This window comes from Paraconexibacter sp. AEG42_29 (assembly GCF_040581415.1).
Classification (GTDB): domain Bacteria; phylum Actinomycetota; class Thermoleophilia; order Solirubrobacterales; family Solirubrobacteraceae; genus Paraconexibacter.
The window spans coordinates 3,070,631-3,093,824 of the sequence record NZ_CP114014.1 but is presented as its reverse complement, the minus strand read 5'-3'; the positions used below and the strand labels follow the sequence as shown (position 1 = coordinate 3,093,824).

Sequence of the window (23,194 nt, the reverse complement as noted above, 5' to 3'; positions counted from 1 at the left end):
GCGCCACCGGCGTCCCGTCCCCGCCCGGCATGGCAGGATGCCGCGCAATGCTTCGCGCCTGTCGATCGGCCACCCTCGCCGGGGCCGTCCTGCTCACGCTGGCCGCCGCCGGGTGCGGCTCGTCGGAGGACGGCGACGGGAAGGCACCGCCCGCCCAGCCCGCGCCGACCGCCGCGGCGCAGGACTTCCCGAAGCCCGCTGGGAAGTCGCTCGGCGCGCTGCAGGCGGGAATGGCCGAGGGGCCGGTCCTGTCGCCGACGGTGTCGGTCCTCACCCCCGGGCGCAACCGCTTCGGCTTCGGCCTGTTCGACGTGGCCCGCAAGGAGATCGCCGGGGCGGGTGCCGCGCTGTACATCGCGGACGCGGACGGGTCGCATGTCCGCGGGCCGTACATCGCGCGCTCGGAGTCGCTCGTGGTCAAGCCGCAGTTCGAGAGCCGGACCACCAGCCAGGACCCCGACTCCGCCAAGAGCGTCTACGTCGCCGACGTCCCGTTCACCAAGACCGGGAAGTATCTCGTCTTGGCCGTCGCCCGCGTCGACGGCCGGCTGCTTGCCACCAGCCAGCGCTCGATGGAGGTGCTGGGCAGCGGCAACACGCCGCCGAAGGTGGGCGACCGGGCGCCGCGGATCCACACGCCGACCCTCGCCTCGGTCGCGGGGGACGCGACCAAGATCACGACCCGCGTCCCGCCTGACGTCGACCTGCTCAAGACCGACTTCGCGGACGTCCTGGGCAAGAAGCCGATCGTCCTGGTCTTCGCCACGCCGCAGCTGTGCGTCAGCCGGGTCTGTGGCCCCGTCGTCGACATCGCCGCGCAGGTGGGGGCGGCCGTCGGCAGCCGCGTCGCGTTCATCCACCAGGAGATCTTCAACGACAACGATGCGTCCAAGGGCTACCGGCCGCAGCTGCGGGCGTACCGCCTGCCGAGCGAGCCGTGGTTCTTCGTCGTCGACAAGGCGGGTCGTGTGGCCGCCCGGTTCGAGGGTGCGGTCTCCGTCGGCGAGCTGCAGCGCGCGGTGGCGAAGGTGACACCGCGCTGAGCGTCGCCTGATCGGCCGGACAGGTAGCGAGGCGCCAACATGGGCCGAAAACGTGGAATAGGCCTGAAAACGTCGTACCGGGTCGGCATCCCGGGTACGATCGCGGCCATGGGGTTGACAGGGGGCTCGCCGCTGCGGCGCTTCGTCGTCTTGGCGTCGGCGACGCTCGCCTGCGCGGGGGTGGGCGCGCCTGGGGCGCAAGCGCGCAAGCAGTCCGCTGCCGCGCCGCCGACATTCGGCATCAGCGGCGGGCTGCTGTGGCACGACGATGACCTCCGGGGCCCGATCGACGAAGCCCCTCACGCCGAGGCCATCGGGCGGACGCCCCTGCAGTCGGTGCGGGTGATCGCCGACTGGAACCATGCCGAGCCGGAGGCGCCCGACCGGGCGACCGGCGCGCATCGCTTCCGGTGGACGCTGACCGATGCCACTGCGGGCGGCCTGGCCCGTAACGGGCTGCGCTGGGACGTCATCCTCGGCTTCTCATCGGCGTGGGCGGGCACGGTGCCGGGGACGGCTGCCGGCCCGGCCCCGCTGAAGCCATTCGCGGCGTTCGCCACCGCCTTCGCCGAGCGGTACGGCCGCGGCGGGCGGTTCTGGCGGGACCATCCGGAGCTGCCGTACGTCCCCGTGACGACCTACCAGGTGTGGAACGAGGCCAACCTGGACATGTCGTGGACCGCCCCGACGTACGCCGAGTTCTACGCCGGGGTGCGGGCCGCGATCATCGCCGCTGAGCCGCAGGCACGCGTGGCGGTCGGCGGCCTCGCGCAGGGGAAGGACACCGCATCGCGCTTCCTGCGCGCCATGGTCGCCGCCCGACCCTCCCTCGTGAAGGAGATGGACGCGGTCGGCGTCACGATCTATCGACGGATCCCGCAGCAGGTCCTCGAGGACGTGGTCGCGTTCCGCCGAACCCTGGACGAGCTCGGTGCACGGGACACAGCGATCGACGTCAACGAGACCGGGTGGACGACGTCGGGCGGCGTCCTGCTGACCGACATCACGCCGGTGACCGACGAGATCCGCGGCGGGTACCTCGGCGAGGTGGTCGAGCTGCTGGCCGCGTCTGACTGCGGCCTCGGGACCGTGCAGCCGTACGCCTGGGTCACGCAGCAGCAGCTGGCCTTCGAGGGCTCCGAGTGGTTCGGGCTGGCGGACCCGGTCACCGCCGTGATGCGGCCGTCGGCAGCTGCCTACGTCGCCGCGGTCGCGCGGGTGCTGTCGAACCCGCCGCCGGCGACCCGGCCAGGCCCGTGCGGCCGGCCCGACCTGCCTCGTCTGATCCATGCCCCCACTCGCGTGGAGGGCCCGCTGCGAATCACCCTGGCCCGCCGCTGCTCCGCGCGCCGGGTGCGGGTGCGCTTCACCCTCGGCGCGGAGCCGGAGCCGTATCGGCGGTTCGTGATCGCGCTGCCCGGCGGCCTGCGTCGAGAGGTCCGTGACCCCGACGCCGCCGGCCGCCGGACGGCCACCACCACGATCACGATGGCCCTCCCCAAGCGCCCCGGGCGTGCGCGCCTGGTCGCCTACGACGAGCTGGGCCGGCAACGGGCGGTGGCGACGACGTCGTTCGTCCCCTGCAAGGTGAAGCGGCGCTGAGCGCCGGTCGACGCAAGGCAGTCAGCCGCTGCGGACCAGGCTCCTGACTGCTGCCGGCGTCGGCGGTCGTAGCGACATCACCAGCCCGCCGAACGTGTCCGATACCGCGGGGAGCGCGCGGCGCAGGACGACCACCGCCATGGCAAGCTCCGTGCCGATGAGCGCGATCGCTGCGCCCTCGGAGCCGACGAGCTCGAGGAGCGCATACGCAGCAGGCAGCGTGAGCACGCAGATCGCCAGGTAGCGCACGGCGAGGGGGCCGTGGCGGTTCGTGGCGACCAGGACCGTCGAGCTCGTGAACCACAGCGCGTTCACGCCGGCACCGACGAGGAACAGCAGGAAGAGGGTGCCGCCCGAGTCGATGCGGCCCGAGGTCCACAACTCGATCATGGGTGAGCCGAACGCGGCGAGGAAGGCAAGTGCCGCTGCGGCCGCCCAGACCGCGAGCTGCACCGCACCCCGATGCAGCCGACGGACCAGGGCGACGTCCCCGGCAGCGAACGCGCGTGCGATCTCGGGCGAGATCACAGCGATGAGCGCGCTGAGGAGGGTGTAGAGCAGCCGGCTCACGGTTCGGAGCGTCGCGAAGACCGCGGCAGCCGCCGACCCCGACACGACGCCCACGAGGATCAGCACTCCCTGGAGGTTCAGGGCGTACCCGAGAGGAAGCGCGCCCGAGGCCAGCGACGGTGCCAGCAGCGGTCTGAGGACGGTCCGCGCGCCGGCTGGCGCTGCGTCCGGAGCGGCGACCCACGGCACCTGCCGCCGCACGAAGACGTAGATCGCCGTGGTCGTCAGCACGCGTGCCGTCAGCATCGCGACCGCGACCGCTCCGGGGCCGCCGCCGAGAATCAGCACCGCGGCGATCGCCGTCGTCTGCGCGACGATGATCGCGGTGATCCAGTTGGAACCCTGGGCGTAAAGGCCCTGGCTGGCGAGGACGCCGTAGAGCAGGCGGCCGTACAGCGCGGCGACGACGTCCGCCGCCAGGACGAGCAGGACGAGCGTCACCGTCGCGCTGTCGATCTGGTCGAGGTTCAGCCAGTCGTCGAGCGGGAGCAGGAGACAGGCCGGAAGGGCCAAGGCACCCACGCCGACAGCAACCACCATCAGAAGGAGCGACACCGCACGCAGCACGGCCGCGGCCTGCGCGGAGTCGCCGCGGCCGACTGACATCGCCATCTCGTTGATCGACGCCGTGACGAACCCGAGGTCGCTTGCCGTCAGGTACGCCGGGATGGCGGCGAGGATGAGCCACTCGCCGTAGAGGTCCAGACCCCAGTGCGCGGTGAAGAGCGCGATGCCCGCCAGCTGAGCAACGACCATCACCACGTGGTTGAGCAGCTGCGCCCGTGCGCCGCTGAACAGTCGTCTGCGGATCGCCAGATCAGTCAAGCACGGTCAGACCGCGGAGACGCTGCGCCGCGGTCGCCTCGGGGAAGGTCGAGCACCGTCCGAGCCTATCTTGCGAGGGACCCGCCCTGAACGGCGTGCAGTCACGGGACCGTCGTTCTCGATCCGGAGCGATCGACCGCGGCCGGGGACGCGTACCCCGGGCATGCGCACCGTCGCCGAGTCGTCCGCCGACACGACCGCGTCGACCGGTGCCGTGTGGGCCGTCTGGGCGGACCCGGCGCTGCGCCCCGAGTGGCACCCGCGCCTGGAGTGGGCCTCCCAGGACGGGCCGCTGCGACCCGGGACGCCGGGACGCTGGAAGCCCGCCGGCGCCCGGCCGGTCGACGTGGTGGTCGGCGAGGTCGACGAGGGACGGCGCCTCGTCCACACCGGGACCCACGGTCACGGGCCGCGTCTCGCCCAGGGCCATTACCTCTACGAGGTCGTCGAGCTGCCGGGCGGCGGAGCCCGCATCACGCACCGCGTGGCGCTCAGCGGCATCCTGGCGCGCCCGCTCGGCGCCGTGCTCGGGCGCATGCTCGGACGTCCCGCCTCGCCGGCTGCAGTGCTGGCGGTCGCCCGGCTCGCCGAAGCGGCCGAGACCGGCCCGGGCGCGGGGTGCAGGTCGGAGCGCCCGCCCACGGCCGGGGAGACCGGTCGCGACTAGTCGTCCGCGGCGGCGGTCGTGGCCGCCGGTAGCGCGGCCATCGACGCCTGGACCGCCGGCCCGACCAGCAGCGCGAACGCCACCGTCCCGACGCCGACGGTCCCGCCGAGGACCGCGCCTAGGACCAGCGCGCTCAGCTCGATGCCCGCCCGGACAGCAGCGATCGGTGTGCCTGTCCGCGCGTGCAGGCCGGTCATGAGACCGTCGCGCGGCCCAGGACCGAGCGCCGCACCGAGGTAGAGGCCGGAGCCGATGCCGACCAGCCCGATCCCGGCGAGCACCTCGACCGCCTGGACGGTCACGTGGCCTGACGTCCCGCCGAGCAGCTCCAGCGTGAGGTCGATGACGAGCCCGATCGACAGCGCGTTGGCGATCGTTCCCAGGCCGGGACGGACCGGCAGCGCCAGCCAGCACACGAGGATCACGAAGCTCGCCGCGACCGTCGCCGTCCCGATCGAGAGCGGGGTGTGCAGCGACACGCCCTCGGCGAACACCGACCACGGCGAGTTGCCCAGGGCGCTGTGGACGACGAGACCCTCTCCGGTCCCGAACAGCCAGAGGCCGAGCGCGAGGCGTGCCAGCCGCGCGCCTATGGTGCGCCTGTCGCGGTGGGTGGACCCGGCATCCCGCCATCCTCGCAGCCGCAGTCGGTGGACACCCCTGACTCGGTCGCAGGGCCAGGGAGCTGCGCGATGCAGCGCTCACGTGGTCAGGCGTGTAATCCGGGCGCGGTTGCCGGACACTTGCTCTTCGTGGCATCGGCCGAGGATCTCTACCAAGCACACGCCGTCGCCGTCCGTGCCTATGCGCTGCGTCGCAGCAGCCCCGCGGACGCCGACGACGCATGCGCCGAGGTCTGGGCCATCGTGTGCCGTCGTCCCGAGCGCGTGCCGGAGGATGCGGCGCCCTGGCTCTTCGGGACCGCCCGGCGGGTCCTGGCCAACCAGCGTCGCGGTCACCGGCGTCTCGCCGCGCTCCGCGAGCGCATGGCGCGCGACGTCCCGGCGGACATCGATCCGCCGGCGATCCCCGGCGACCACGCCCTCGCCGCCGCGCTGGCGGCCCTCAGCCCGTCCGACCGCGAGCTCCTCATGCTGATCGCCTGGGAGGAGCTCACGCCCGCCCAGGCTGCCGCCGCGCTCGGGCTGCGGACGGGGACGCTCGCCGTCCGCCTGCACCGCGCCCGCACGCGGCTGTCGGCCGAGCTCGCCGGCCGACCCGACTCGTCCCACCGAACACTCACCGCAGCGGAGGCTCCATGACCGTCACCGATCCCATCGACCGCCTGCGGGCGGCCAACCCCGTGTCGCCGGACGACGCAGCTCATGATCTGCGACCGCTGGCGGTGACGGTCCCCGGACGCGACGTCCTCGAGCGCCCGCGGGTGCGCATGTCGCGGCGGGGACCCGTGCTCGCGGGCGGCCTCGCGGTCGCGCTCGCCTTCGTCATCCTCGCCGCGGGCGCGCTCATCGACGGCGGGTCGGCCGGCAAGCGCCTGGATATCGTCAGCGAAGCCCGCGCGGCGCTCGCCCCTGGTGCCGGGATCCTCCACGTCAAGATCGACCTCGACTACGTCGGCAGCCCTGAGCTGGCCCCGTCGTCGACCGAGTGGTGGCTGGCATCGGACCCGGCTCGCTGGCGACTCCTGCCGGCGCGCGCCGCCGCCGGCGTCCCGTCCGAGTACGCCTACGCCGACGGCGCTCTGCGCAGCTACGACCGCTCACAGAACCAGCTGCAGGTCACGGCCCGCAGGAGCGACGCCGTCGGGGCGGCCGGCCCCGGGCTCCTCGGACCGAGCGCGTCCGGGAACGCGGCGGCGAGCCTCGAGGCGGCGCTGGCCTCGGGCAAGGTCACGGACACGGGGGAGCGCACCGTCGGCGGCCGGACGGTGAGGCGGCTCGTCACCGCGTTGACGGACGACGCCGGCTTCAGCCGTTTCACCTATGACGTCGATCCGGACACGTTCGTGCCGGTGGGCGGCACGATGGAGTTCGGGGCCGACCGGCAGGACGTGCGGCCGATGATCCGCTTCACCGTCGCCACCTACGAGCGCCTCCCGGCGACCGCTGCCAACGAACGGCTGCTCGCCATCCAGGTCCCCCCGGGCACGATCGCCAGGCCCGCGCCCAGCCACCCGCACGGTCGCTGACGGGCTCAGGCTGCGAGCCCGGGACGTCCGCAGGGCGAGGGCAGCCGACACCCGTCAGCATCGCCGTCATGCCGTCCGCTGCCACCGCTCGCCGGCGCCCCGCGGGTCAGTCCGAGCGATGGTGAGCACCGCGGGAAGACGCCGTGAGCGCCGCTGCGCAGCCGCCGAACCCCGACCCAGTGTCGCTCGCCCTCGAGCACGCGAATTGACACCGACGTCTTCGTAGCCCAGATCGAGTTCATCCTCCGCACGTCCTATGACTGAGCTGAGGAGGCGGGGCAGGGACCCGGACGGTGGCCAGACCGGCGGCCGCCGTCCTGCGTGACGATCGGAGACGCCACGCTCAGTCCGCGACCCGGCGCACCGGCGGAGGCCGGCCCACGTACTGTGACCGGCATCGTGCAGACGTCCCCGCCGCCCCCGTCCGTCGAGGGACTCGCTCACGTCGGGACCGTGTCGTTCCTCGCGGGTCGGGTGACGCCTGTCGGTGCGTTCTGGGTCTCGCTCGCCGGCGGGGTCGCACTGGCGCGGATCGGCGCCCGGACCGGAGCGCGGGGCGGCTACGGGGCTTCGCTGGCCGTGATGACCGAGACGGTCGCCGTCATGGGACCGGCGCGGATCAGCGGGCCGGTGACGCAGGCGCTGAGCGCCCCGCTGCTCGGAGCGATGTACGCGGGGGGACGCGGCCGCAACGCACTGATCGCCGCCTGCCTCGCCGTCCGGCTCGCGCACTACGCGCTGCTGACGACCTTCTTCCTGGCGGTCGTCGTCGGCGGCATCGACGCGTACGTCGACTCCTACGACCGCATCGTCGAGCTCACCGGTGGACTGCTGCCGACGGGAACGGCCGCCGCCCTCGGGCTGTCCGCGCTGTCGCAGGTCGCCAGCGCCGTCGTGTTCTCGGTGATCCAGGTCGCGGTCTACCGGCGCGCCCTCACGCAGGAGGACGGGACGCCGCGGGCGGTCGCGGCGAGGGGCGAGCTGCCGGCGCAGCGATCGGGACGGTGGGTCGTCGTCCTGGCCTGGTCGGTCGTGGCGGCGTGGATCCTCATGCTCGCGACGACGGCCTGGCCTGTGCTGGCGGCGGTGGCGGCCGCGGTCGCCGTCGGAACCGTGGCCGCGGGGCGGTCCGGTCGCCGGGCGATGCAGCTCGGGGCGGCGCTCGGGTCCGCGCTGGCGCTGGGAGCCATCGTCCCGGGCCTGCTCGGTGCCGTGGACCTCGACGACGCCACCCGTCGCGCGGTCCGGGCATTCCTGCTCGTTGCGTCCGCGTCGCTCGTGCAGGCGGTCGTCGGCGCGGACGGGGTGCGTCGCCTTGCCGCGGGCGGGCTCCGCGCGCTGCGCCGAGTGCCGGCGGTGCGGGAGGCGGCCGCCCTCGCCCCGATCCTCCGCGCCGACCGGCGCGTCGTGCCTGCCTCCCTTCAGCTCGTCGCGAGCGCCCGTGAGGCGTCGCCCTCGCCACGTGCGCTCAGCGCGGCAGTGGTCGCCTGGGTCGACGACGAGTCGCGCCGCGGCCCGGGCAGCGAGACCCGCGACGTCGGCGCGTAGCAGGCGGTCGAGCGGGCGAACGCGCTGCAGGTCGCTCCCCGGCTGCTGGCAAAACTGGGGATCGATCGGCGGACGAATGGTGGATTGACCAAGCCCGTCGCTTCGGACACGATCGCCGCTCGGTCCAGAGAGCAGCGACGGCGCACGGTGGTGCGCTGGACCTCCCTGAGTCGGGCTCGTCCATCAGAGAGAAAGAACACGCAATGCTCCGCAGGACCCTCAAGCTGGCCACGATGCTGGCCCTCGCCTTGACCGCGATGACCGTGTCCACGTCGTCGTCGAACGCCTCGTACGTCTACAAGGGCAACCCGATCAACCTGCACGTGGTCAACAAGAGCACGGTCAACACGACGGCCGCCTACTGTCCCAACGGCCACGTGAGCATCCACTACCAGTTCGGCACCAGGCACGACCCGTGCGACGTGACCCCGTTCGTGCACAACCTCCACGCCAACGGCGGCCGCTGGAACGACTACACGGCCAACCCGATGGGCGTCATCGTCCGGGCCACGAACCGCCAGACGTTCTACTTCTACCTGTTCAACCCGAGCGTCGGCCGCCCCTACGTCATCGTCAACGGCCACAAGCTGACCATGGTCGAGGGTCAGGAGACGCACATGGCCGTCTCCGGCGGCCTCGTGGCGTTCCACCGCCGCGGTGACAGCGGCGGCAAGAAGCAGATGATGATCGAGATCCTCAGGATGGGCCACAAGTAGCAGGCCGTTCCGCCGGGAACCCTCGCCGACCGAGCGCTTCGGTCGGCGAGGGTCTCGATCCGCGTCCCGCGGGGCCGGCCCTGTACGTCAGGGTGAGCGTCGTTCATCACCGCCTGCAGCGGGGAGCTGCCGCCGGAGACCGTCACCATCACCGCGACCTTCCGGAACGGAACCACCCGCGTCCAGCGAATGTGCAGCGCTGAGCAGCAGCCCCACGGCACCTCGCCGGACGCTGCTTCCCGGCCGAGGCGTGCCAGGAGTCCCTGGCGGGCATTGCGCAGTCATGGTACGGACCGACGCAGCCAGGTCATGCGCGCTCGCGCTGCCGGGCTGCACCGAGGAGGACCATCACGGACGCCCGTCGTTTCGGGTCTGCGGCCGCATCTTCGCGACGCTGTGGACTCCGCGCCTGATGAACGTCATGGTCGAGGAAGGCCGGGTCATGGCGGCGGTCGAGGAGCATCCGCGGTCCTGCGAGGTCGTCCGATGGGGCAGCCGGATCGCTGCGGTACGAGTGGACCTCGATGCCGCCGACCCGGGTCTGCTGGCCGACCTTCTCGAGGCAGCGTGGGAGTTCAAGCGATGACGGCGCACGCCGCTACCGAACCTCGCTGAGCATCGCCACCAGGCGATCGCCCGGGTCCGGGACCGGGACGTGCCGGGGGCGACCTCGCCCGTCCAATAGCGGTAGACCGGTACCGCCGCGCGGACCTGCCCCTTGGGCAGTCGGGGTGGTGTCGAGCGCCCCGGTGCCTGCCGCTGCCGAGGCTCAGGCGCGGCCGGCCGTGGCGCGCTCGGCGCCACGGAGAATCCGCGTGAACGACCAGATCAGGACGGGTTTGAAGAGAAGCGCGGTAAGGCGCCCGCCCCAGGCCCGGGCCACGGTGTACTCCGACGTCCAGACGACGTCGACCGCGTCACCGACCGGGGTGATCTGGATGGTGCCGCCGCGGTGCAGCAGCCGTGGGTAGGACCTGATGATGAGGTAGCCGATGGTCCGCGGCCGGTCGTAAGTCGTGATCTCCTCGCGGAACCACGCGCCCGTGGCAAGCATCTCGCGAATCGCGCCGACGCCGTAGGGCGCTGCCTCGCCGTCGCGTACGCGGCGCTCGCGCAGCAGTACAGGGGCAACGGTGTAGTTGCTTGAGTCGGCGAGCCAGTCGAAGACCGGCTCGCCGGCTGCGTGGATGGTCCGCTTCACCACGAGCCTCACCACAGCCCTACCTCCGTCGCCCCCGGCGTGCTTTGCGGACACTCGCCGCGAGCCTCGTCGCTCACGACTCACGACCGATGCTGGTGCAGGCTGTTCCACCCATGCGCCTGATGCTTGCAGCTCCGTGTTCGACCGTGTTGGTTCGGAGGATTCGACCGCGTGTCGTGCAGGTTGGGACCGGATGGCGAGCGTGAACAGGGGGTCTGCTGCCGTTATTGCCTCCATGCCTGTCAGCCGCCGCCGATTCCTCGCGTCCGCTGCCGCCACCGCGGCCGGGGTGCACACCGCGTCCGCAGCGGCGGCCGTGAAGAAGCCGGCCTCGACGTCCAAGCGTCTTGGGCTCCCGGACCCGTCGACGATCAAGGTCGGCGATCCGGCCGATCTCTCGCTGCTGGAGTGCGCGTCGCTGCTGCAGAACCGCAAGCTCTCATCAGTGGAGCTCACGCGGGCGTGCCTGGCCCGCTCGCGCGCGCGGGATGGCGAGACGACCGCCTGGATCCGGGTGTATCCCGAATACGCCGAGCGGCTGGCGAAGGCCGCCGACGAGCGCCTGGCGCCGGGCAGCGAGAAGGCCCGGAGGCGCAAGTCGCCGCTGGTGTGCGGAATCCCGCTCGCGCTGAAGGACCTGTACGCCGCGAAGGGGCTCCCGGTCACGGCTTCCTCGCAGGTCCTGGCGGGTAACGTCGCCACCGGGGACAGCACCGTGTGGGCCAAACTGCGGCACAGCGGCATGGTGCTGCTGGGCCACGCGCACACCGACGAGTTCGCGTTCGGGGTCGGGACGCCGCAGAGCGGCAACCCGTGGAACCCGGCCTGCTCGCCGGGTGGCTCCAGCGGCGGATCCGGGGCGGTGCTCGGTGCCCGGATGGTGCCGGCCGCCACGGGGACCGACACCGGCGGGTCGCTGCGTCTGCCGGCCAGTGCGTGCGGCATCACGTCGCTGAAGCCGACCTTCGGACGGGTCAGCGCCTACGGCGTCATCCCGCTGGTCTGGACACGCGACCACTGCGGTCCGATGGCGCGCTCGGCGGCCGACGTCGCGCTGCTTCTGTCCTACATGGCCGGCGCTGACCAGGACGATCCGTCGACGCTCGCCGGCCCGGCAGTGCCGTCCGGTGGCTACCCGCACACCCCGACGAGAGGTGCCAGGCCGTTCGCCGGCAAGACGTTCGGCGTGGCCAGGGAGAGCGTCGACGAGCTGCCGGCGGCGACCGCGAAGCTGTTCGCGCGGTTCCTCGACGAGGTCCGGGCGCTCGGCGCCAAGGTCAAGACGGTCGACATGCCCGTGATCCCGACCGGCACGATCGGCGGCGTGTCCTCGCTGGCGGAGACGGGCGTCTACCACCAGCAGTTCGCGCCTGCGTCGACCGGCAGGTACCGAGCGGAGTTGCAGGCGGTCGTCGCCGCGTCGATCGGTGCTCAGGCCCTGCCGGTCAGCGACTACCTCACGGCGAACCGCGACCGCACGCGATACATGCACGAGTACAACGCGCTCTTCGCCCGCGAGGGATTGACGTGCATCGTGTACCCAGGGTCGAACGTCGACGGCCCGACCCGCAAGACCGTCGCCGGGCTCACGATCTTCAGCCTGCTCGCCGGCTCGGTCACCGGCAACGTCGTGTGGGCCAACCTCGCCGGCGTCCCCGCCCTGTCCACCCCGATCGGCCGCTCCGACGCGACGGGCATGCCGTTCGGCGTGCAGATCGGCATGCGCGCCTGGCAGGAGGCCGAGCTGCTGCAGCTCGCCGTCGACTACCAGGCCGCGCACCCGTACTGGGCCGACGCACCCAAGCCGCTCGCGACCCCGCGCGACATCCCCACCAGCAAGGTCATCACCGGCCCGAAGGGCAAGCCGGACCCTACGAACACCGACGCCAAGCACCCGGCCTTCCAGATCATCCCGACCCTGGCCACGGAGCCGGCATAGCGCGAGCGCCGATCGCCTCCAGCCGACGTGACGCCGGCCGTCGGCGTCGGGCATGCGGCCTCGGCGTCAGCCGGTGGTGGAACGCCTCGATAGGCGTAGCGCGAGTTCGAGCAAGCCGCGGGCTGTGTTGGACGGCGGCAGCCGGCGATCCAACAGGGCGGACGCACCCGGGGTACGGTCGGGGAGCCCGTGGAAGGCGCTGCGCCGCGGTCAGGTGTGGCACCCTCCTGCGTCCCCGGGGACGGCGCAGCTGTGCCGTCCCGCCGAGGGCTCTCACGCATGAACACGCACTCCACGATTCCGCAACCCGGCAGCGTCGTCGTCGTCGGCTCCGGCTTCGGCGGCGCAGTCAGCGCGCTTCGCCTCGCCGAGCAGGGATGGCAGGTCACGATCTTGGAGCAGGGCCGCCGATTGACGGACGCCGATCTGCTTGCCGCCCGTCGGGATCTGCGGGCCTACCTGTGGGGACCGGGCTCGAGCGGGTTCTTCTGGCAGCGGGTCTTCCGCCACATGGGAATCATCGGCGCGAACGCCGTCGGCGGGGGCTCGATCGTCTGGGCCGCCGTCCTGTTGGAACCGGGCCAGGCGTTCTTCGACGATCCGGCGTGGCCGCAGGGCGGCGGCGAGTGGCGGCAGGCCTTGGCCGAGCACTACGCCACGGCGGCTCAGATGCTCGGCAGGACACACACGCCGGCGGACGTCCTGGGGCTACAGGACACCTACCTCGAGCAGACCGCGCAGGCGATGCACGCAGGGGACTCGTTCGGCCGCGTGCCTGCCGCCATCTACTACGGGGACGGCCCGGGCATCACCAGACCGGATCCGTTCTTCGGCGGCCACGGTCCAGCCCGCACGGGTTGCCGGCTCTGCGGCGGCTGCCTGGTCGGCTGCCCGTACGGCGCCAAGAACACCCTGGACCGCAACTACCTCCACCTTGCCGAGCGGGCCGGCGCGCGCATCGTCGCAGACACCAAGGTCGAAGCGATCGTCCCGCTGCTCGGCGGCGGCTATGCCCTCAGGACGAGTGCGGGGGCGGATGTCCTCGCCGAGCGCGTGGTGGTGAGCGCGGGGGTCCTAGGGACGCTGGAGCTGCTGCTCCGTTGCCGCGACGAGCTCGGCACGCTCCCGCACCTCAGCCGGACGCTTGGCGAGAAGGTGCGCACCAACAGCGAGGCGATCACCGGCGTCCTGCAGCCGCCCGGCGGACCGCCGCTCACGCGGGGGCCGTCGATCTCCACCGACTTCCACCCCGACGCCCAGACCCACATCACGCAGAACCGCTACGTCGGCGGCGGCAGGATCCTGCGCCTATCGGTCGGGCCGCTCGTCGACGGGCACGACCCCGCGGCGCGCACCCGCGCCACCCTCAAGGCGATCGCGAAGGACCCGATCGCGCAGTTGAGGATCGTGTTCGCGAAGGACTTCGAAGCGCGGTACACGGCGCTCAGCGTGATGCAGTCCGGCGACGGGGTCCTGGCGCTGCGCTACGGCCGCTCCCCGGTCCGCCCCTGGAAGCGCGTCCTGCGGTCTGCCCGCACAGACGGGCCGGCCGCCCCGAGCTACATTCCGGTCGCCAACGAGGCAACGCGGGCCTTCGCCCGCGCGTCCGGCGGCACGCCACTGAACATGACCGTCGAGTCGATCGCCGGCCGGTCGTTCACCGCCCACATCCTTGGCGGCGCCGTCATCGGGCAGGACGCCGACGAGGGCGTCGTCGACAGCAACCACGAGGTCTTCGGCCATCCCGGTCTCTACGTCGCTGACGCGAGCGTGATCCCGGCCGACGTCGGCGTGAACCCGTCGCTGACGATCACGGCGATGAGCGAACGGTTCGCGTCGCGTCTGGGGGCGCCGCAAGAGCGTCCGCTGACGAGCGCCGCGACCGACCTGCCGGCCGGCCTCGGCAAGCTCGCAAAGCTCTGGTCCGTGCTGCCCTCGCCGGTCGGGCAGACGCTCGAAGGCGACTGGCAGGCGAGCTTCGTCGGCCCCAAGGCCCTCCGGGCGATCGCCCCCCGAGGGGTGGCGGCGGCCGGTCTGCCCGGCTGGGTCGGCAAGCGGTTCGACGCCCGCGGCCGCGGGACCAACATCATTCACGACGGCGCCGCCACCCACCTCGAGATGACCGCGTCCGCGGCCGTCTCGGCCATCGACGGCTGCCCCGTCCTGCTGCTCTCCTACTCCACGGACGCGCCGCTCCCGTGGTGTCGCGTCCGCGACGAGCTACGCCAGCTCCCTGACGGCCGTCTTCTCGGAATGTCCGCGGTCGCGGTCGCGGGCCTGCCGACGCGCGGCCTGCCCTTCGTGCTGACTCGGTTCGTCCCCTAGGGCCTACGCGGCGATCGAGGCAGGCCGGGTGCGGCGAAGAGCATCTTCGGTGATCGGGCTCTCCCGCGCCGCGGCCGGATCGCCGGGGAGACGCAGCATTATGAGAACGCGGCGAAGTGGCGGCCGACGATCTCCGCGGCCTCGCCCTTGAACCGCCGCGTCCCCGCGTTCCAGTTCGCCACGTGACCCTCGCAGTCGAGGACGAAGGTCGCGTAGTCCTCCACCTCTTGCACGAGCAGCGCGACGACTGCATCCGCGTCGCAGCCGACGTCTTGCGGCGCACCGCTGCGGACTTCAGCACCTGCAGGTCCGTCGGGGAACTCCAGATCAGATATGTGAACGGCCACCCCCTACGCAGGGTCGCGCGTCGGCTCCGTTCTGCCACGGAACCACTCGCCGGACGACAAACCAGTCGATCGACCAGCGGTGCCCCGTCTTGAGGGACGTGGCGCGCCGTCGCGTGAATCTCGACATCGCCTGGTCACGGGATAGGGCCTGGGCCATTGTTGAGCTCCGTCTGGTGTGAGGCGGCGGCGGCCGCGGCCGCCGCGCGGGGTCAGTGGCCGAAGCGGACGGCGGGCAGGATCCGTGCGAGCGGCCGGGGCAGCCACCACGCGGCTCGACCGGTGATCGCGAGGATCGCGGGGACGAGCAGGAGACGGATCAGGGCGGCGTCGAGGAGGACGGCGATGCCGAGGATGACGCCCATCTCCTTCGGGGGTAGCGGGCCGGAGAGGGCGAAGGTGAAGAAGACGGCGACCATGACGCCGCCGGCCGCGAAGATGACGCGGCCGGAGCTGGCGAGGCCGCCGACCATCGCCTGCTCGGGGTCGTGGGTTCGGTCCCAGTGTTCCTTGGCGGAGGAGAGCAGGAACAGGGTGTAGTCCATGCTGATGGCGAAGATCATCGCGAAGAAGAAGATCGGTCCCCAGGCGTCGAGGAAGCCTTGGGACTCGAAGCCGAGCAGTGACTGCAGGGCGCCGTCCTGGAAGATCCACTTCGCGATGCCGAACGCGGCGCCGACGGCGAGCAGGTTCGAGATGACGCCGAGGAAGGCGAGCAGCGGGGCCTGCAGGGCGATGAGCAGCAGCAGGAACCCGAGGGCGAGGACCATGCCGATGGCGTACGGGGTGGTGTCGGCCAGGACGGCCTCCAGGTCGTGGTTCTCGGCGGCGGCGCCGCCGATCTGCGCGCCGTCGGGCAGGCTGCCCCGAAGGCGGTCGATCATCGCGCCCGTGGCCGGCGCGGACGGGTCCGTCTTGGGGACGACGGCGATCAGGGCGGTGCGGCCGTCGCCGCTCAGCTGCGGTGGGGCGACCTGGACGGTGTTCGGGTCACGGCCCGCGATCCGGACCACCTGCGACGCGGTGCCGGCTGGCGCGAGGATCTGCAAGGTGCCTGGGGCGCCGGGGCCGAAGCCGGCCTGCACGAGGTCGTAGCCGACGCGGGCACCGTCGCCCTTCGGCAAGACCTTGATCGAGGGCATCCCGGTGTCGAGCGACAGCGCCGGGATCGCCAGGGCGACCAAGGCGGCCACGGTCAGCGCGGTGGGGAGCTTCGGTGCTCGCCACAGCCGCTTTCCCCATGCCTCAAAGCGGGCGGATCGCCCCTCACCGGCACGGGCCCAGGGCAGGGCGAGGCGGTTGACCCTGTGGCCGAGGCGGGCGAGGACGACGGGCAGCAGCGTCAGGGTCGCGGCGAGCACGAACACCACGGAGAGCATGATCCCGAGAGCCATCGAACGGAACGCGGGCGAGGGGACGAGCATCACCGCGCTGAGGGAGACCATGACGGTCAGGCCGGAGAAGAGGATCGCCTTGCCCGCGCTGTCCATCGTCTCGGCGGCCGCCTGCTGTGGTGTGCGTCCTTCGCCGAACAGCAGCGCTCGGTGGCGGACGACGAAGAACAGGGCGTAGTCGATGCCCAGGGCGAGGGCGAACATCAGCGCGAAGTTCATCGCCCACACCGACACCGGGGTGAAGAGGGTCATCAGGTACAGCGAGCCGGCGGTGGCGACGAGCCCGAGGATCGTGAGCATCAGCGGCAGCCCGGCGGCGACCAGGGCGCCGAAGGCGAGGACGAGGATCAGTAGCGTCACCGGCCAGGAGACGAGCTCCGAGTGGAGCATCGCGTCGAGGTTCGCCTTGTTGAAGTCAGACCACAGGCCACTCGCGCCGGTCAGCGCGACCTGCACGTCGCCGGCTCCGGCCGCGCGCAGCGGGCCTTTGAGGTCGTCGGCGACGCGGACCATCTCGTTGCTGTCGCGGCCGGCGCCGCCGGACACGATGGCTGTGTGGCCGTCGCGGCTGATCGACGCCCCCGGCTGCGGGGTGGTGACGGTGGCGACGCGCGTGTCGCTGCGGAGGATGCGCTGCACGCGGGCGACGGTCTGCCGGAACGCGGCATCGGTCGTCGTCTTGGTGTCGCTGTGCATGACGACGGTCAGGCCGTAGGACGACAGGCCGCCGAACTCGCGGTCCACGACGTCGCGGACCTGGACGGACTCCGAGCCCGACGCTTCCCAGCCCGCGCCGGAGAGCGCCTTCTCGACGCCGGGCGCGAACGTGCCGAGCCCGACCACGAGAACCGCCCATGCGATGGCGACCGGCCGCGAGTGCGCGATCAGGAAGGCGCCGAAGCGGCCCATCGGCCCAAGCGCCGGCTGTGCCGGAGCGGCAGCGTTCGGACCGCGGGCCGGGGCCGTGATCGTGGCGGGCGGGGTCATGGCGCCAGCCTCCGCGTCACGCCGAACACCGGCTGCCGGCCCGATAACGCGGGGGAGCCATGCCCGCGCGCCTCGGTCGCGGCCTGGGTGCTCATCGGGTCTCTCCCTGGATGACGGCGTTCAGGTCGGCGAGCTGGCGCTGCAGCCCGCCGCAGACCTGCTCGCACAGCTCGAAGATCGAGGCGTCGACGATCCGGTAGATCGTCGAAGTGCCCTCCTTGCGGCGGCCGACGATGCCGGCCTGGTGCAGGACCTGCAGGTGCTTTGAGACGTTCTGCTGCGTGGCGCCGACCACCTCGGTGAGCCGCTGCACGCTGGACTCCTCATCGCGCAGGTGGTCCAGCAGCCGGATCCGCAGCGGGTCGCCGATCACGCGGAAGCGCTGGGCGATGAGCTCGGCGAGCTCGGCGGGGATCGGGTGCGGGACGGTGGTCTTGTCGGTCGCCATACCCAAAGACTACTCGACAACTTTGAAGTTGTAAAGCAGACGAGAAGTGGGTACGGTCGTTGCAGCGCTCCACGAGCGTCTCTGACCTTCAGCCTGAAAGGACCCGGCATATGCCCAGAAACCCCTTCGCGCGCCGCCCGAAGACGCCGGCGCCCCGTGCCATCGACCCGGCCGACGCGCTCCGCGGCAGCAGCGCCGGCACCCTCGCGCTCATCGACGTGCGCGAGCCGGACGAGTACGCCGCCGGCCGCCCCGCCGGGGCGCGCAACGTCCCACTCAGCACCCTTCCCGCCGCGCTGGACAAGCTCCCGCCCGGACCGGTTGCACTCAGCTGCAAGTCCGGCGCCCGTAGCCAGAAGGCGGCCAAGCTCGCTTTGCAGGCCGGCCGCACCGACATCCACGACGTCACCGGCGGGTACCTCGCCTGGGAGGCGGCCGGGCTGCCCACCGAGGCCGGACCATGATCTTCCGCCAGATCACCCACGACGACCTGGGCTGCGCGTCCTACCTGATCGGCGACGAGGATGCCGGCGTTGCGTGCGTCGTCGATCCGAAGCTCGACATCGACGAGTACCTGCGCCTGGCCCGGTACTTCGGGGTGCAGATCACCGACGTCCTGGAGACCCACAACCACGCCGATCACGTCTCAGGGCACGGCCGCCTTGCGGCCGCCACCGGCGCCACGATCCACGTGCACCGCCTCGCCGCCCCCGACTACGAACACGAGCCGTTCGACGACGGCTTCGAGCTGGCCGTCGGACAGGTCCGTATCCGCGCGCTCCACACCCCCGGGCACCGGCCCGAGCACACCGCGTTCCTGCTGTTCGACAACCGCCGTGACCCGGACCGACCCTGGGCCGCGCTGACCGGCGACACCCTCTTCGTCGGGGACGTCGCCCGCCCGGACCTGGCCGTCGACAAGGACGAGGGCGCCCGCGGCATCTTCCAGTCGCTGCAGACCAAGCTGCTGAACCTGCCGCCGGACGTCGAGGTCTGGCCCGGCCACCTCGGCGGCTCGATGTGCGGCGGCCCCGGCATGGACATGAAGATCAGCTCCACCATCGGCTACGAGCGCGCCGAGAACCCCTCCCTGGCGATCACCGACGAGGACGCGTTCGTCGACGACGCCCTCGCCAAGCTCGGGCCGCAGCCGCCGAACTTCGAGGCGATCGTCGCGATCAACCGCGGCCCCCTGCACGACGCGAGCGTCGATGGCCGCCCCCTGACCCCCCGCCAGGTGCAAGTGATGCACGAAGATGGAGCACTGCTCGTCGACGTGCGCACCGATCTGCAGTTCGACGAGGCGCACATCCCCGGCGCCGTGTGCATCACCGCGCTGCGCGCCGGCTTCGGCACCAAGCTCGCGTGGCTTGCCGACCGCGAGAAGGACATCGTCCTCATCGGCCGCGACGATGAGGACGCCCGCGCCGCCATCGACCTCGCGCAGGCCGTCGGCATCACGCGAATCGGCGGCTACCTCGCCGGCGGCATGACCAGCTGGCGCGAGGAACGCCTCCCCGTGGACCGGATCGACCGCGTCACCACCGCGCAGCTCCGTGAGCTCTACCAGACCGCCGGGGCACCGCAGATCCTCGACGTCCGTGAGCAGGCCGAATGGGACGCAGGCCACATCCCCGGTTCCCGTCACCGTCCCTACCACGACCTGACGGCCCTCCCGGACACCATTGATCCGACCCGCCCGGTCGCAGTGATCTGCGGCTCCGGCCAGCGCGCCGCCACCGGCGCGAGCCTCGTGCAGCGTGGTGGCGTCGCCCACGTCACCCACATCGTGGACGGCGGCGTCCCTCAGTGGGGCCGGCAGGGCTGGCCGATCCAAACGCCTGAGGATCCGGCAGCCGCCGCGGCCTGAGACCCGCACGCCGATGATCATCGAAGCTGTCACCCTCGGGCTGCTCATCGGCGTCGTCATCGGCATGCTCGGCGGCGGCGGCGCGATCCTCACCGTCCCCGTCCTCGTCTACGCCCTCGGCCAGGACGTCCACACCGCCACCACGACCTCGCTGCTCGTCGTCGCGCTTGCCTCCGGCGTCGGCGCCTGGGGCCAGGCCCGCCACGAATGCGTCTGCTGGAAACACACCAGCGCTTTCGCCCCGACCGCCCTCGCCGGCACCGTCGCCGGCACGGCGCTCAACCAACTTGTCGGCGCAACCGCCCTCCTACTGCTCTTCGCCGGCTTGATGCTCGCCGCCGCACTGGCCACCTGGAACAACGGCGCCGCCGCCACGGAAGGCGTCATCGGCACCCAGTGCCCACCGGTGCAGCGCACCCGCGTGATCCTCGCCGGGCTCGGCGTCGGCTTCCTCACCGGCTTCCTCGGCGTCGGCGGCGGCTTCGTCATCGTCCCCGTCCTCGCCGTGCTGCTCGCCATGCCGATGCGCGGCGCCATCGGCACCTCCCTCTCGATTGTCACGATCGTCTCCGCCTGCGGCCTCGCCGCCCACCTGGTCTCCGGCAGCACCATCGACTTCGGCATCGCCGTCCCGCTCGCCGCCGGCTGCATCGCCGGCGCCGTCGCCGGCCCGCAGTTCGGGCGCCGCGTCAGCGCCCAGCACCTCGCCCACGGCTTCGCCGCCCTGCTCATCCTCGTCGCCGGCTACGTCCTCATCGCCACCGCCATCTCCGGCGGCGCCCCCGGAGCCTGACCCCCTCGTGATGACTCGCTCGCGCCCGCGACGTGAACGGCATGAAGCTCACAGCCACTCCGGTTGCGGCGTGCCCGCTCGGGTCAACCCGACCTCGTTGCCCAGGCGACGCGGCCCTGGTGATGGGGCGGCGCCCGCTTCGCAAGGGTCGCCGGACGATCACGCTGGAGCACGTGGGTGCCGTCGGCGATCTCCCTGACCATCACCACGATCCATTTGACCGGCTGCTGGCTGCGCAGGCCGTCGTCGAAGGCGCGACGGTCCTCACTCGCGACTCCCAGATCGCCCGGTACGCGGTGCCGACTGCCTGGTGAACAAAGGGCGTGCCCGTCGCGCCGCAACGACTCGAAGCCACCAGCCACCGCCCGGACCCGAACCCCGCGAACGCGGGCGCGGGCGTTCCACTCCCTCAAAGCGCGCGGTCGGGCAGACTCGGGAGTGTGACCGAACCCGGAGCCGGTGCTCAGCCGTTCCTCGTCGTGCCGATCGCCGTGGTGAGGAGCACCCGTGCCGAGGCGCGCGACGACAACTGGGACAGCGAGCAAACGTCGATAGAGCTGACGCACCCGCGATTGTCTGCCGACGCGCTGCGCGGACTGACGAGCTTCAGCCACGTCGAGGTGGTCTATGTCTTCGACCGGGTCCCTGAGGCGAAAGTGGAGTACGGAGCTCGCCGACCTCGCGGAAACCCAGAATGGCCGGAGGTCGGGATCTTGGGGCAGCGCGGCAAAAACCGGCCGAACCGGCTTGGCGTGACGATCTGCGAACTCATCGAGGTCGCCGGGACCACGGTGCGCGTGCGTGGTCTCGACGCGATCGACGGCACGCCGGTCATCGACATCAAGCCCCACATGCGCGAGTTCGCAGCCCGCGGCGAGGTCATACAGCCGCCCTGGTCGATCGACCTCATGCGCGACTACTGGTAGGTCGTCCGACCGCTCCATACCGGAACCCCGCCGGACGGTTATCGGTCGGGCTACTCGGCCCGCTTGATCTTCGGTGAGACTTACCCGTCGTAGGCTGGGAGGCATGCGTGCTCCCGAGGTCGCGAGCTGGCAGCCGGTGTCGCCGCGGTGGCTGGGCCACCGCCGCGAGCCCTTGCTGCACGAGCGCGCATGGGGATGCCCGCTGCTGCTCAGCGCTCATCCTGACGACGATGGCCCGTGGGTTGAGGCGGGTCTCACCGCCGACGGCACCCCGGTGGCGCGGCGCTGCGTCGAGAGCGAGCGACAGACCGACCCGACGATCGAGGTGGCGGTCCGCTTCGGGCAAGAGGTCGTCGTCGAGCTCGACAGCGGTACAGAGGTCCGGACCCGTCTTGACGCCGACGATCGCCCGACTTGCACGACGTACTCCGGCAGCGACGAAGGGGAGGAGAGCTATAGCTATGACGCTGCCGGGCGACTGGTGACGATCGAGGAAGCCGAGTGCCTTTGGGGCACCGCGAACGGTGAACGCGCCGAAACCGGTGGCACGCTGAAGGTCGCGTACGACACCGACGGTCTCCTGCGGATCGCCGGCTCGCAGGGGACCGTGTGGGCGCGCCCATCACGCAGCTGGCCCGATCAGCTGGCCGCGACTGTGCCAGACCTGGCCGGGCGGGTCCTCGCCGCGGTGAGAGCGGACGGCGAGCTTGCCGGCACCGAGGTCTTTGCGTTGATGCTGATGTACGTCCACGGTTCACTGCGCTTCGATTCCCGGTTCGGCACCCAGGGGGGGACGTGCTGAAGCGCTGGAGATGGACCGGTTCAACGCGTGCATCAGGCTGTGGTACCCGGAGGACCACGTCGTCGATTCCGAGGACGTGCTGGACGAGGACCTGGACCGGCTCCTTCTGCGCGAGGCCAGCGTGCTGCAGCCCGCCGACCCGTACTGGACCGTGCTCGGTGCGGTGGCTCGCGAACTCGCGCAAGCGGACTGGCGCGGAGTGGCCGTTCCCACCGAGGACTTCGTCGTCTACGTCGCCGAGCACGACGAGGGCGTCGCGGCCAAGGCCGCCTCGGTCCGGGCGCACAACCCGCCTGGGCGCGTCGCGGCTTGGGATGCCTCGTGGCCGGCCGGTGTTGCCAGAGATGACGAGGACTGAGGCCTCCTGGGTCCGGGCTCGGCGCGCGTACGTCCGGTAGGGACCGCTACCGGCCGCGCTAGAGGTGCGAAGGACAAGACCGGCCAGGGCTACGCTGCGATGAAGCTGACTTTCGCCCCGTGACGCTGTCCGCGCGAAACACCAGGCGGTACCCGACCTCAAACGGCCGAGTCGACGGGGCCGGGCGTATTCCGGACACCTGAAGAGGCATGGCGGGCACGAGCTTTGCGCACGAAACCTCGGTCTCGCGTGCTCGAAACTATGGATTCCACGGCTTTCGGAGTAGGGCGGCCTGGACTCGAACCAGGATCTGACGGATTATGAGTGCTGACCTGCATCAGACTGTCGCGTCTCGTTGCCGCCAAAAGCCAGTGTTCATGGGCTTTTCGCGCGAGGCCCATCCGGCGAGGTGAGGACAATCCGGAGGACAAACCGGCCCCCGGAGGACAACGCAGAGGACAAGATCGACGGCCGCGGTGACCACCGAATGTGGCGCGTTCGACGTCGGCGCGGGCCACCCGCGGAAAGCGCTGCGCACCTGACCGGGGCCGTCGCGCTTCCCGGTATGCCGATACACCGGCCCATGCCGATCTCTACCTCGCACGAGCAAGCACGCGGCTCCTCGCCTGCGGCGCGACCTCTGCCGGTGTGTCGCCACCGGCGACGGCACCGGTCGTAAGCGGCGAG

General features: G+C 71.8%; 22 protein-coding genes and 1 pseudogene. 17 read left to right on the top strand and 6 right to left on the bottom strand.

The genetic code is table 11. From position 1 onward, the window contains the following. Nucleotides 1-47: 47 nt before the first annotated feature. Entirely contained in the window at nucleotides 48-1,043 is a 996-nt protein-coding gene (locus DSM112329_RS15100) for a hypothetical protein (RefSeq protein WP_354697378.1), read from the top strand. 108 nt (nucleotides 1,044-1,151) lie between these two features. After that, nucleotides 1,152-2,645, top strand: coding sequence for a hypothetical protein (locus DSM112329_RS15095; protein ID WP_354697377.1), 1,494 nt, complete (start codon nucleotides 1,152-1,154; stop codon nucleotides 2,643-2,645). Between the two features lie 21 nt (nucleotides 2,646-2,666). Here the strand turns inward: DSM112329_RS15095 and DSM112329_RS15090 are convergent, their stop codons facing one another. Next, a complete protein-coding gene (locus DSM112329_RS15090) occupies nucleotides 2,667-4,040 on the bottom strand; it encodes a hypothetical protein (RefSeq protein WP_354697376.1) in 1,374 nt (457 codons plus the stop codon). Nucleotides 4,041-4,203: 163 nt separating this feature from the next. On the opposite strand from DSM112329_RS15090, the gene DSM112329_RS15085 reads away from it, so the two are divergent. Further along, nucleotides 4,204-4,707: an SRPBCC family protein gene (locus DSM112329_RS15085; RefSeq protein ID WP_354697375.1), complete on the top strand. Its 504-nt coding sequence runs from the start codon at nucleotides 4,204-4,206 to the stop codon at nucleotides 4,705-4,707. On the opposite strand, the gene DSM112329_RS15080 is transcribed toward DSM112329_RS15085, so the two are convergent. Then, the gene (locus DSM112329_RS15080; protein ID WP_354697374.1) at nucleotides 4,704-5,201 is read right to left on the bottom strand and encodes a hypothetical protein; all 498 of its coding nucleotides are present in this window, start codon (nucleotides 5,199-5,201) and stop codon (nucleotides 4,704-4,706) included. The two genes, DSM112329_RS15085 and DSM112329_RS15080, sit on opposite strands and share 4 nt — an antisense overlap. A gap of 258 nt (nucleotides 5,202-5,459) precedes the next feature. On the opposite strand from DSM112329_RS15080, the gene DSM112329_RS15075 reads away from it, so the two are divergent. The 5 genes from DSM112329_RS15075 (at nucleotide 5,460) to DSM112329_RS15055 (ending at nucleotide 9,706) form a co-directional block, all read left to right on the top strand. After that, nucleotides 5,460-5,969 carry a sigma-70 family RNA polymerase sigma factor gene (locus DSM112329_RS15075; RefSeq protein WP_354697373.1) on the top strand — a complete coding sequence of 170 codons (510 nt, stop codon included), beginning with the start codon at nucleotides 5,460-5,462 and terminating at the stop codon, nucleotides 5,967-5,969. Next, nucleotides 5,966-6,856 (top strand): hypothetical protein, encoded by an 891-nt coding sequence (locus DSM112329_RS15070; protein ID WP_354697372.1) that lies wholly within the window; start codon nucleotides 5,966-5,968, stop codon nucleotides 6,854-6,856. Before DSM112329_RS15075 ends, DSM112329_RS15070 begins: the two co-directional genes overlap by 4 nt. A gap of 399 nt (nucleotides 6,857-7,255) precedes the next feature. Beyond that, nucleotides 7,256-8,404 (top strand): hypothetical protein, encoded by a 1,149-nt coding sequence (locus tag DSM112329_RS15065; protein ID WP_354697371.1) that lies wholly within the window; start codon nucleotides 7,256-7,258, stop codon nucleotides 8,402-8,404. Nucleotides 8,405-8,607: 203 nt separating this feature from the next. Continuing rightward, the gene (locus tag DSM112329_RS15060) at nucleotides 8,608-9,120 is read left to right on the top strand and encodes a hypothetical protein (RefSeq protein ID WP_354697370.1); all 513 of its coding nucleotides are present in this window, start codon (nucleotides 8,608-8,610) and stop codon (nucleotides 9,118-9,120) included. Nucleotides 9,121-9,403: 283 nt separating this feature from the next. Continuing rightward, nucleotides 9,404-9,706: an MmcQ/YjbR family DNA-binding protein gene (locus DSM112329_RS15055; protein ID WP_354697369.1), complete on the top strand. Its 303-nt coding sequence runs from the start codon at nucleotides 9,404-9,406 to the stop codon at nucleotides 9,704-9,706. 183 nt (nucleotides 9,707-9,889) lie between these two features. On the opposite strand, the gene DSM112329_RS15050 is transcribed toward DSM112329_RS15055, so the two are convergent. Further along, nucleotides 9,890-10,333: an SRPBCC family protein gene (locus tag DSM112329_RS15050; RefSeq protein ID WP_354697368.1), complete on the bottom strand. Its 444-nt coding sequence runs from the start codon at nucleotides 10,331-10,333 to the stop codon at nucleotides 9,890-9,892. Nucleotides 10,334-10,556: 223 nt separating this feature from the next. Between DSM112329_RS15050 and DSM112329_RS15045 the strand changes: the two genes are divergently transcribed. Both DSM112329_RS15045 and DSM112329_RS15040 read left to right on the top strand, forming a co-directional pair. Then, entirely contained in the window at nucleotides 10,557-12,260 is a 1,704-nt protein-coding gene (locus DSM112329_RS15045) for an amidase (RefSeq protein ID WP_354697367.1), read from the top strand. Nucleotides 12,261-12,539: 279 nt separating this feature from the next. Further along, nucleotides 12,540-14,585 carry a GMC oxidoreductase gene (locus tag DSM112329_RS15040; protein WP_354697366.1) on the top strand — a complete coding sequence of 682 codons (2,046 nt, stop codon included), beginning with the start codon at nucleotides 12,540-12,542 and terminating at the stop codon, nucleotides 14,583-14,585. A 98-nt stretch (nucleotides 14,586-14,683) separates the two neighbouring features. On the opposite strand, the gene DSM112329_RS15035 is transcribed toward DSM112329_RS15040, so the two are convergent. The 3 genes from DSM112329_RS15035 to DSM112329_RS15025 all read right to left on the bottom strand — a co-directional run bounded on the left by DSM112329_RS15035 (nucleotide 14,684) and on the right by DSM112329_RS15025 (nucleotide 17,758). Continuing rightward, nucleotides 14,684-14,932: a hypothetical protein gene (locus tag DSM112329_RS15035; protein WP_354697365.1), complete on the bottom strand. Its 249-nt coding sequence runs from the start codon at nucleotides 14,930-14,932 to the stop codon at nucleotides 14,684-14,686. Nucleotides 14,933-15,141: 209 nt separating this feature from the next. Then, the gene (locus tag DSM112329_RS15030; RefSeq protein ID WP_354697364.1) at nucleotides 15,142-17,310 is read right to left on the bottom strand and encodes an MMPL family transporter; all 2,169 of its coding nucleotides are present in this window, start codon (nucleotides 17,308-17,310) and stop codon (nucleotides 15,142-15,144) included. A 91-nt stretch (nucleotides 17,311-17,401) separates the two neighbouring features. Then, complete coding sequence (locus tag DSM112329_RS15025) at nucleotides 17,402-17,758, bottom strand: metalloregulator ArsR/SmtB family transcription factor (RefSeq protein WP_354697363.1); 357 nt, start codon at nucleotides 17,756-17,758, stop codon at nucleotides 17,402-17,404. A 110-nt stretch (nucleotides 17,759-17,868) separates the two neighbouring features. Here DSM112329_RS15025 and DSM112329_RS15020 point away from each other — a divergent pair, with 110 nt between their 5' ends. The 7 genes and pseudogenes from DSM112329_RS15020 to DSM112329_RS14990 all read left to right on the top strand — a co-directional run bounded on the left by DSM112329_RS15020 (nucleotide 17,869) and on the right by DSM112329_RS14990 (nucleotide 22,507). Further along, nucleotides 17,869-18,222, top strand: a complete 354-nt coding sequence (locus DSM112329_RS15020) for a rhodanese-like domain-containing protein (protein WP_354697362.1) — start codon at nucleotides 17,869-17,871, stop codon at nucleotides 18,220-18,222. Beyond that, nucleotides 18,219-19,628: an MBL fold metallo-hydrolase gene (locus tag DSM112329_RS15015; RefSeq protein WP_354697361.1), complete on the top strand. Its 1,410-nt coding sequence runs from the start codon at nucleotides 18,219-18,221 to the stop codon at nucleotides 19,626-19,628. The genes DSM112329_RS15020 and DSM112329_RS15015 overlap by 4 nt, the downstream gene beginning before the upstream one ends. Before the next feature lie 13 nt (nucleotides 19,629-19,641). Beyond that, nucleotides 19,642-20,421 carry a sulfite exporter TauE/SafE family protein gene (locus tag DSM112329_RS15010; protein WP_354697360.1) on the top strand — a complete coding sequence of 260 codons (780 nt, stop codon included), beginning with the start codon at nucleotides 19,642-19,644 and terminating at the stop codon, nucleotides 20,419-20,421. Nucleotides 20,422-20,579: 158 nt separating this feature from the next. Continuing rightward, nucleotides 20,580-20,735 (top strand): annotated as a pseudogene (locus DSM112329_RS15005) (type II toxin-antitoxin system VapC family toxin); the annotation flags it as partial. A 126-nt stretch (nucleotides 20,736-20,861) separates the two neighbouring features. Continuing rightward, nucleotides 20,862-21,347 carry an SAM-dependent methyltransferase gene (locus DSM112329_RS15000; RefSeq protein WP_354697359.1) on the top strand — a complete coding sequence of 162 codons (486 nt, stop codon included), beginning with the start codon at nucleotides 20,862-20,864 and terminating at the stop codon, nucleotides 21,345-21,347. Between the two features lie 103 nt (nucleotides 21,348-21,450). Beyond that, nucleotides 21,451-22,149: a hypothetical protein gene (locus DSM112329_RS14995; protein WP_354697358.1), complete on the top strand. Its 699-nt coding sequence runs from the start codon at nucleotides 21,451-21,453 to the stop codon at nucleotides 22,147-22,149. Nucleotides 22,150-22,159: 10 nt separating this feature from the next. After that, a complete protein-coding gene (locus DSM112329_RS14990) occupies nucleotides 22,160-22,507 on the top strand; it encodes a hypothetical protein (RefSeq protein ID WP_354697357.1) in 348 nt (115 codons plus the stop codon). Nucleotides 22,508-23,194 lie beyond the last annotated feature (687 nt).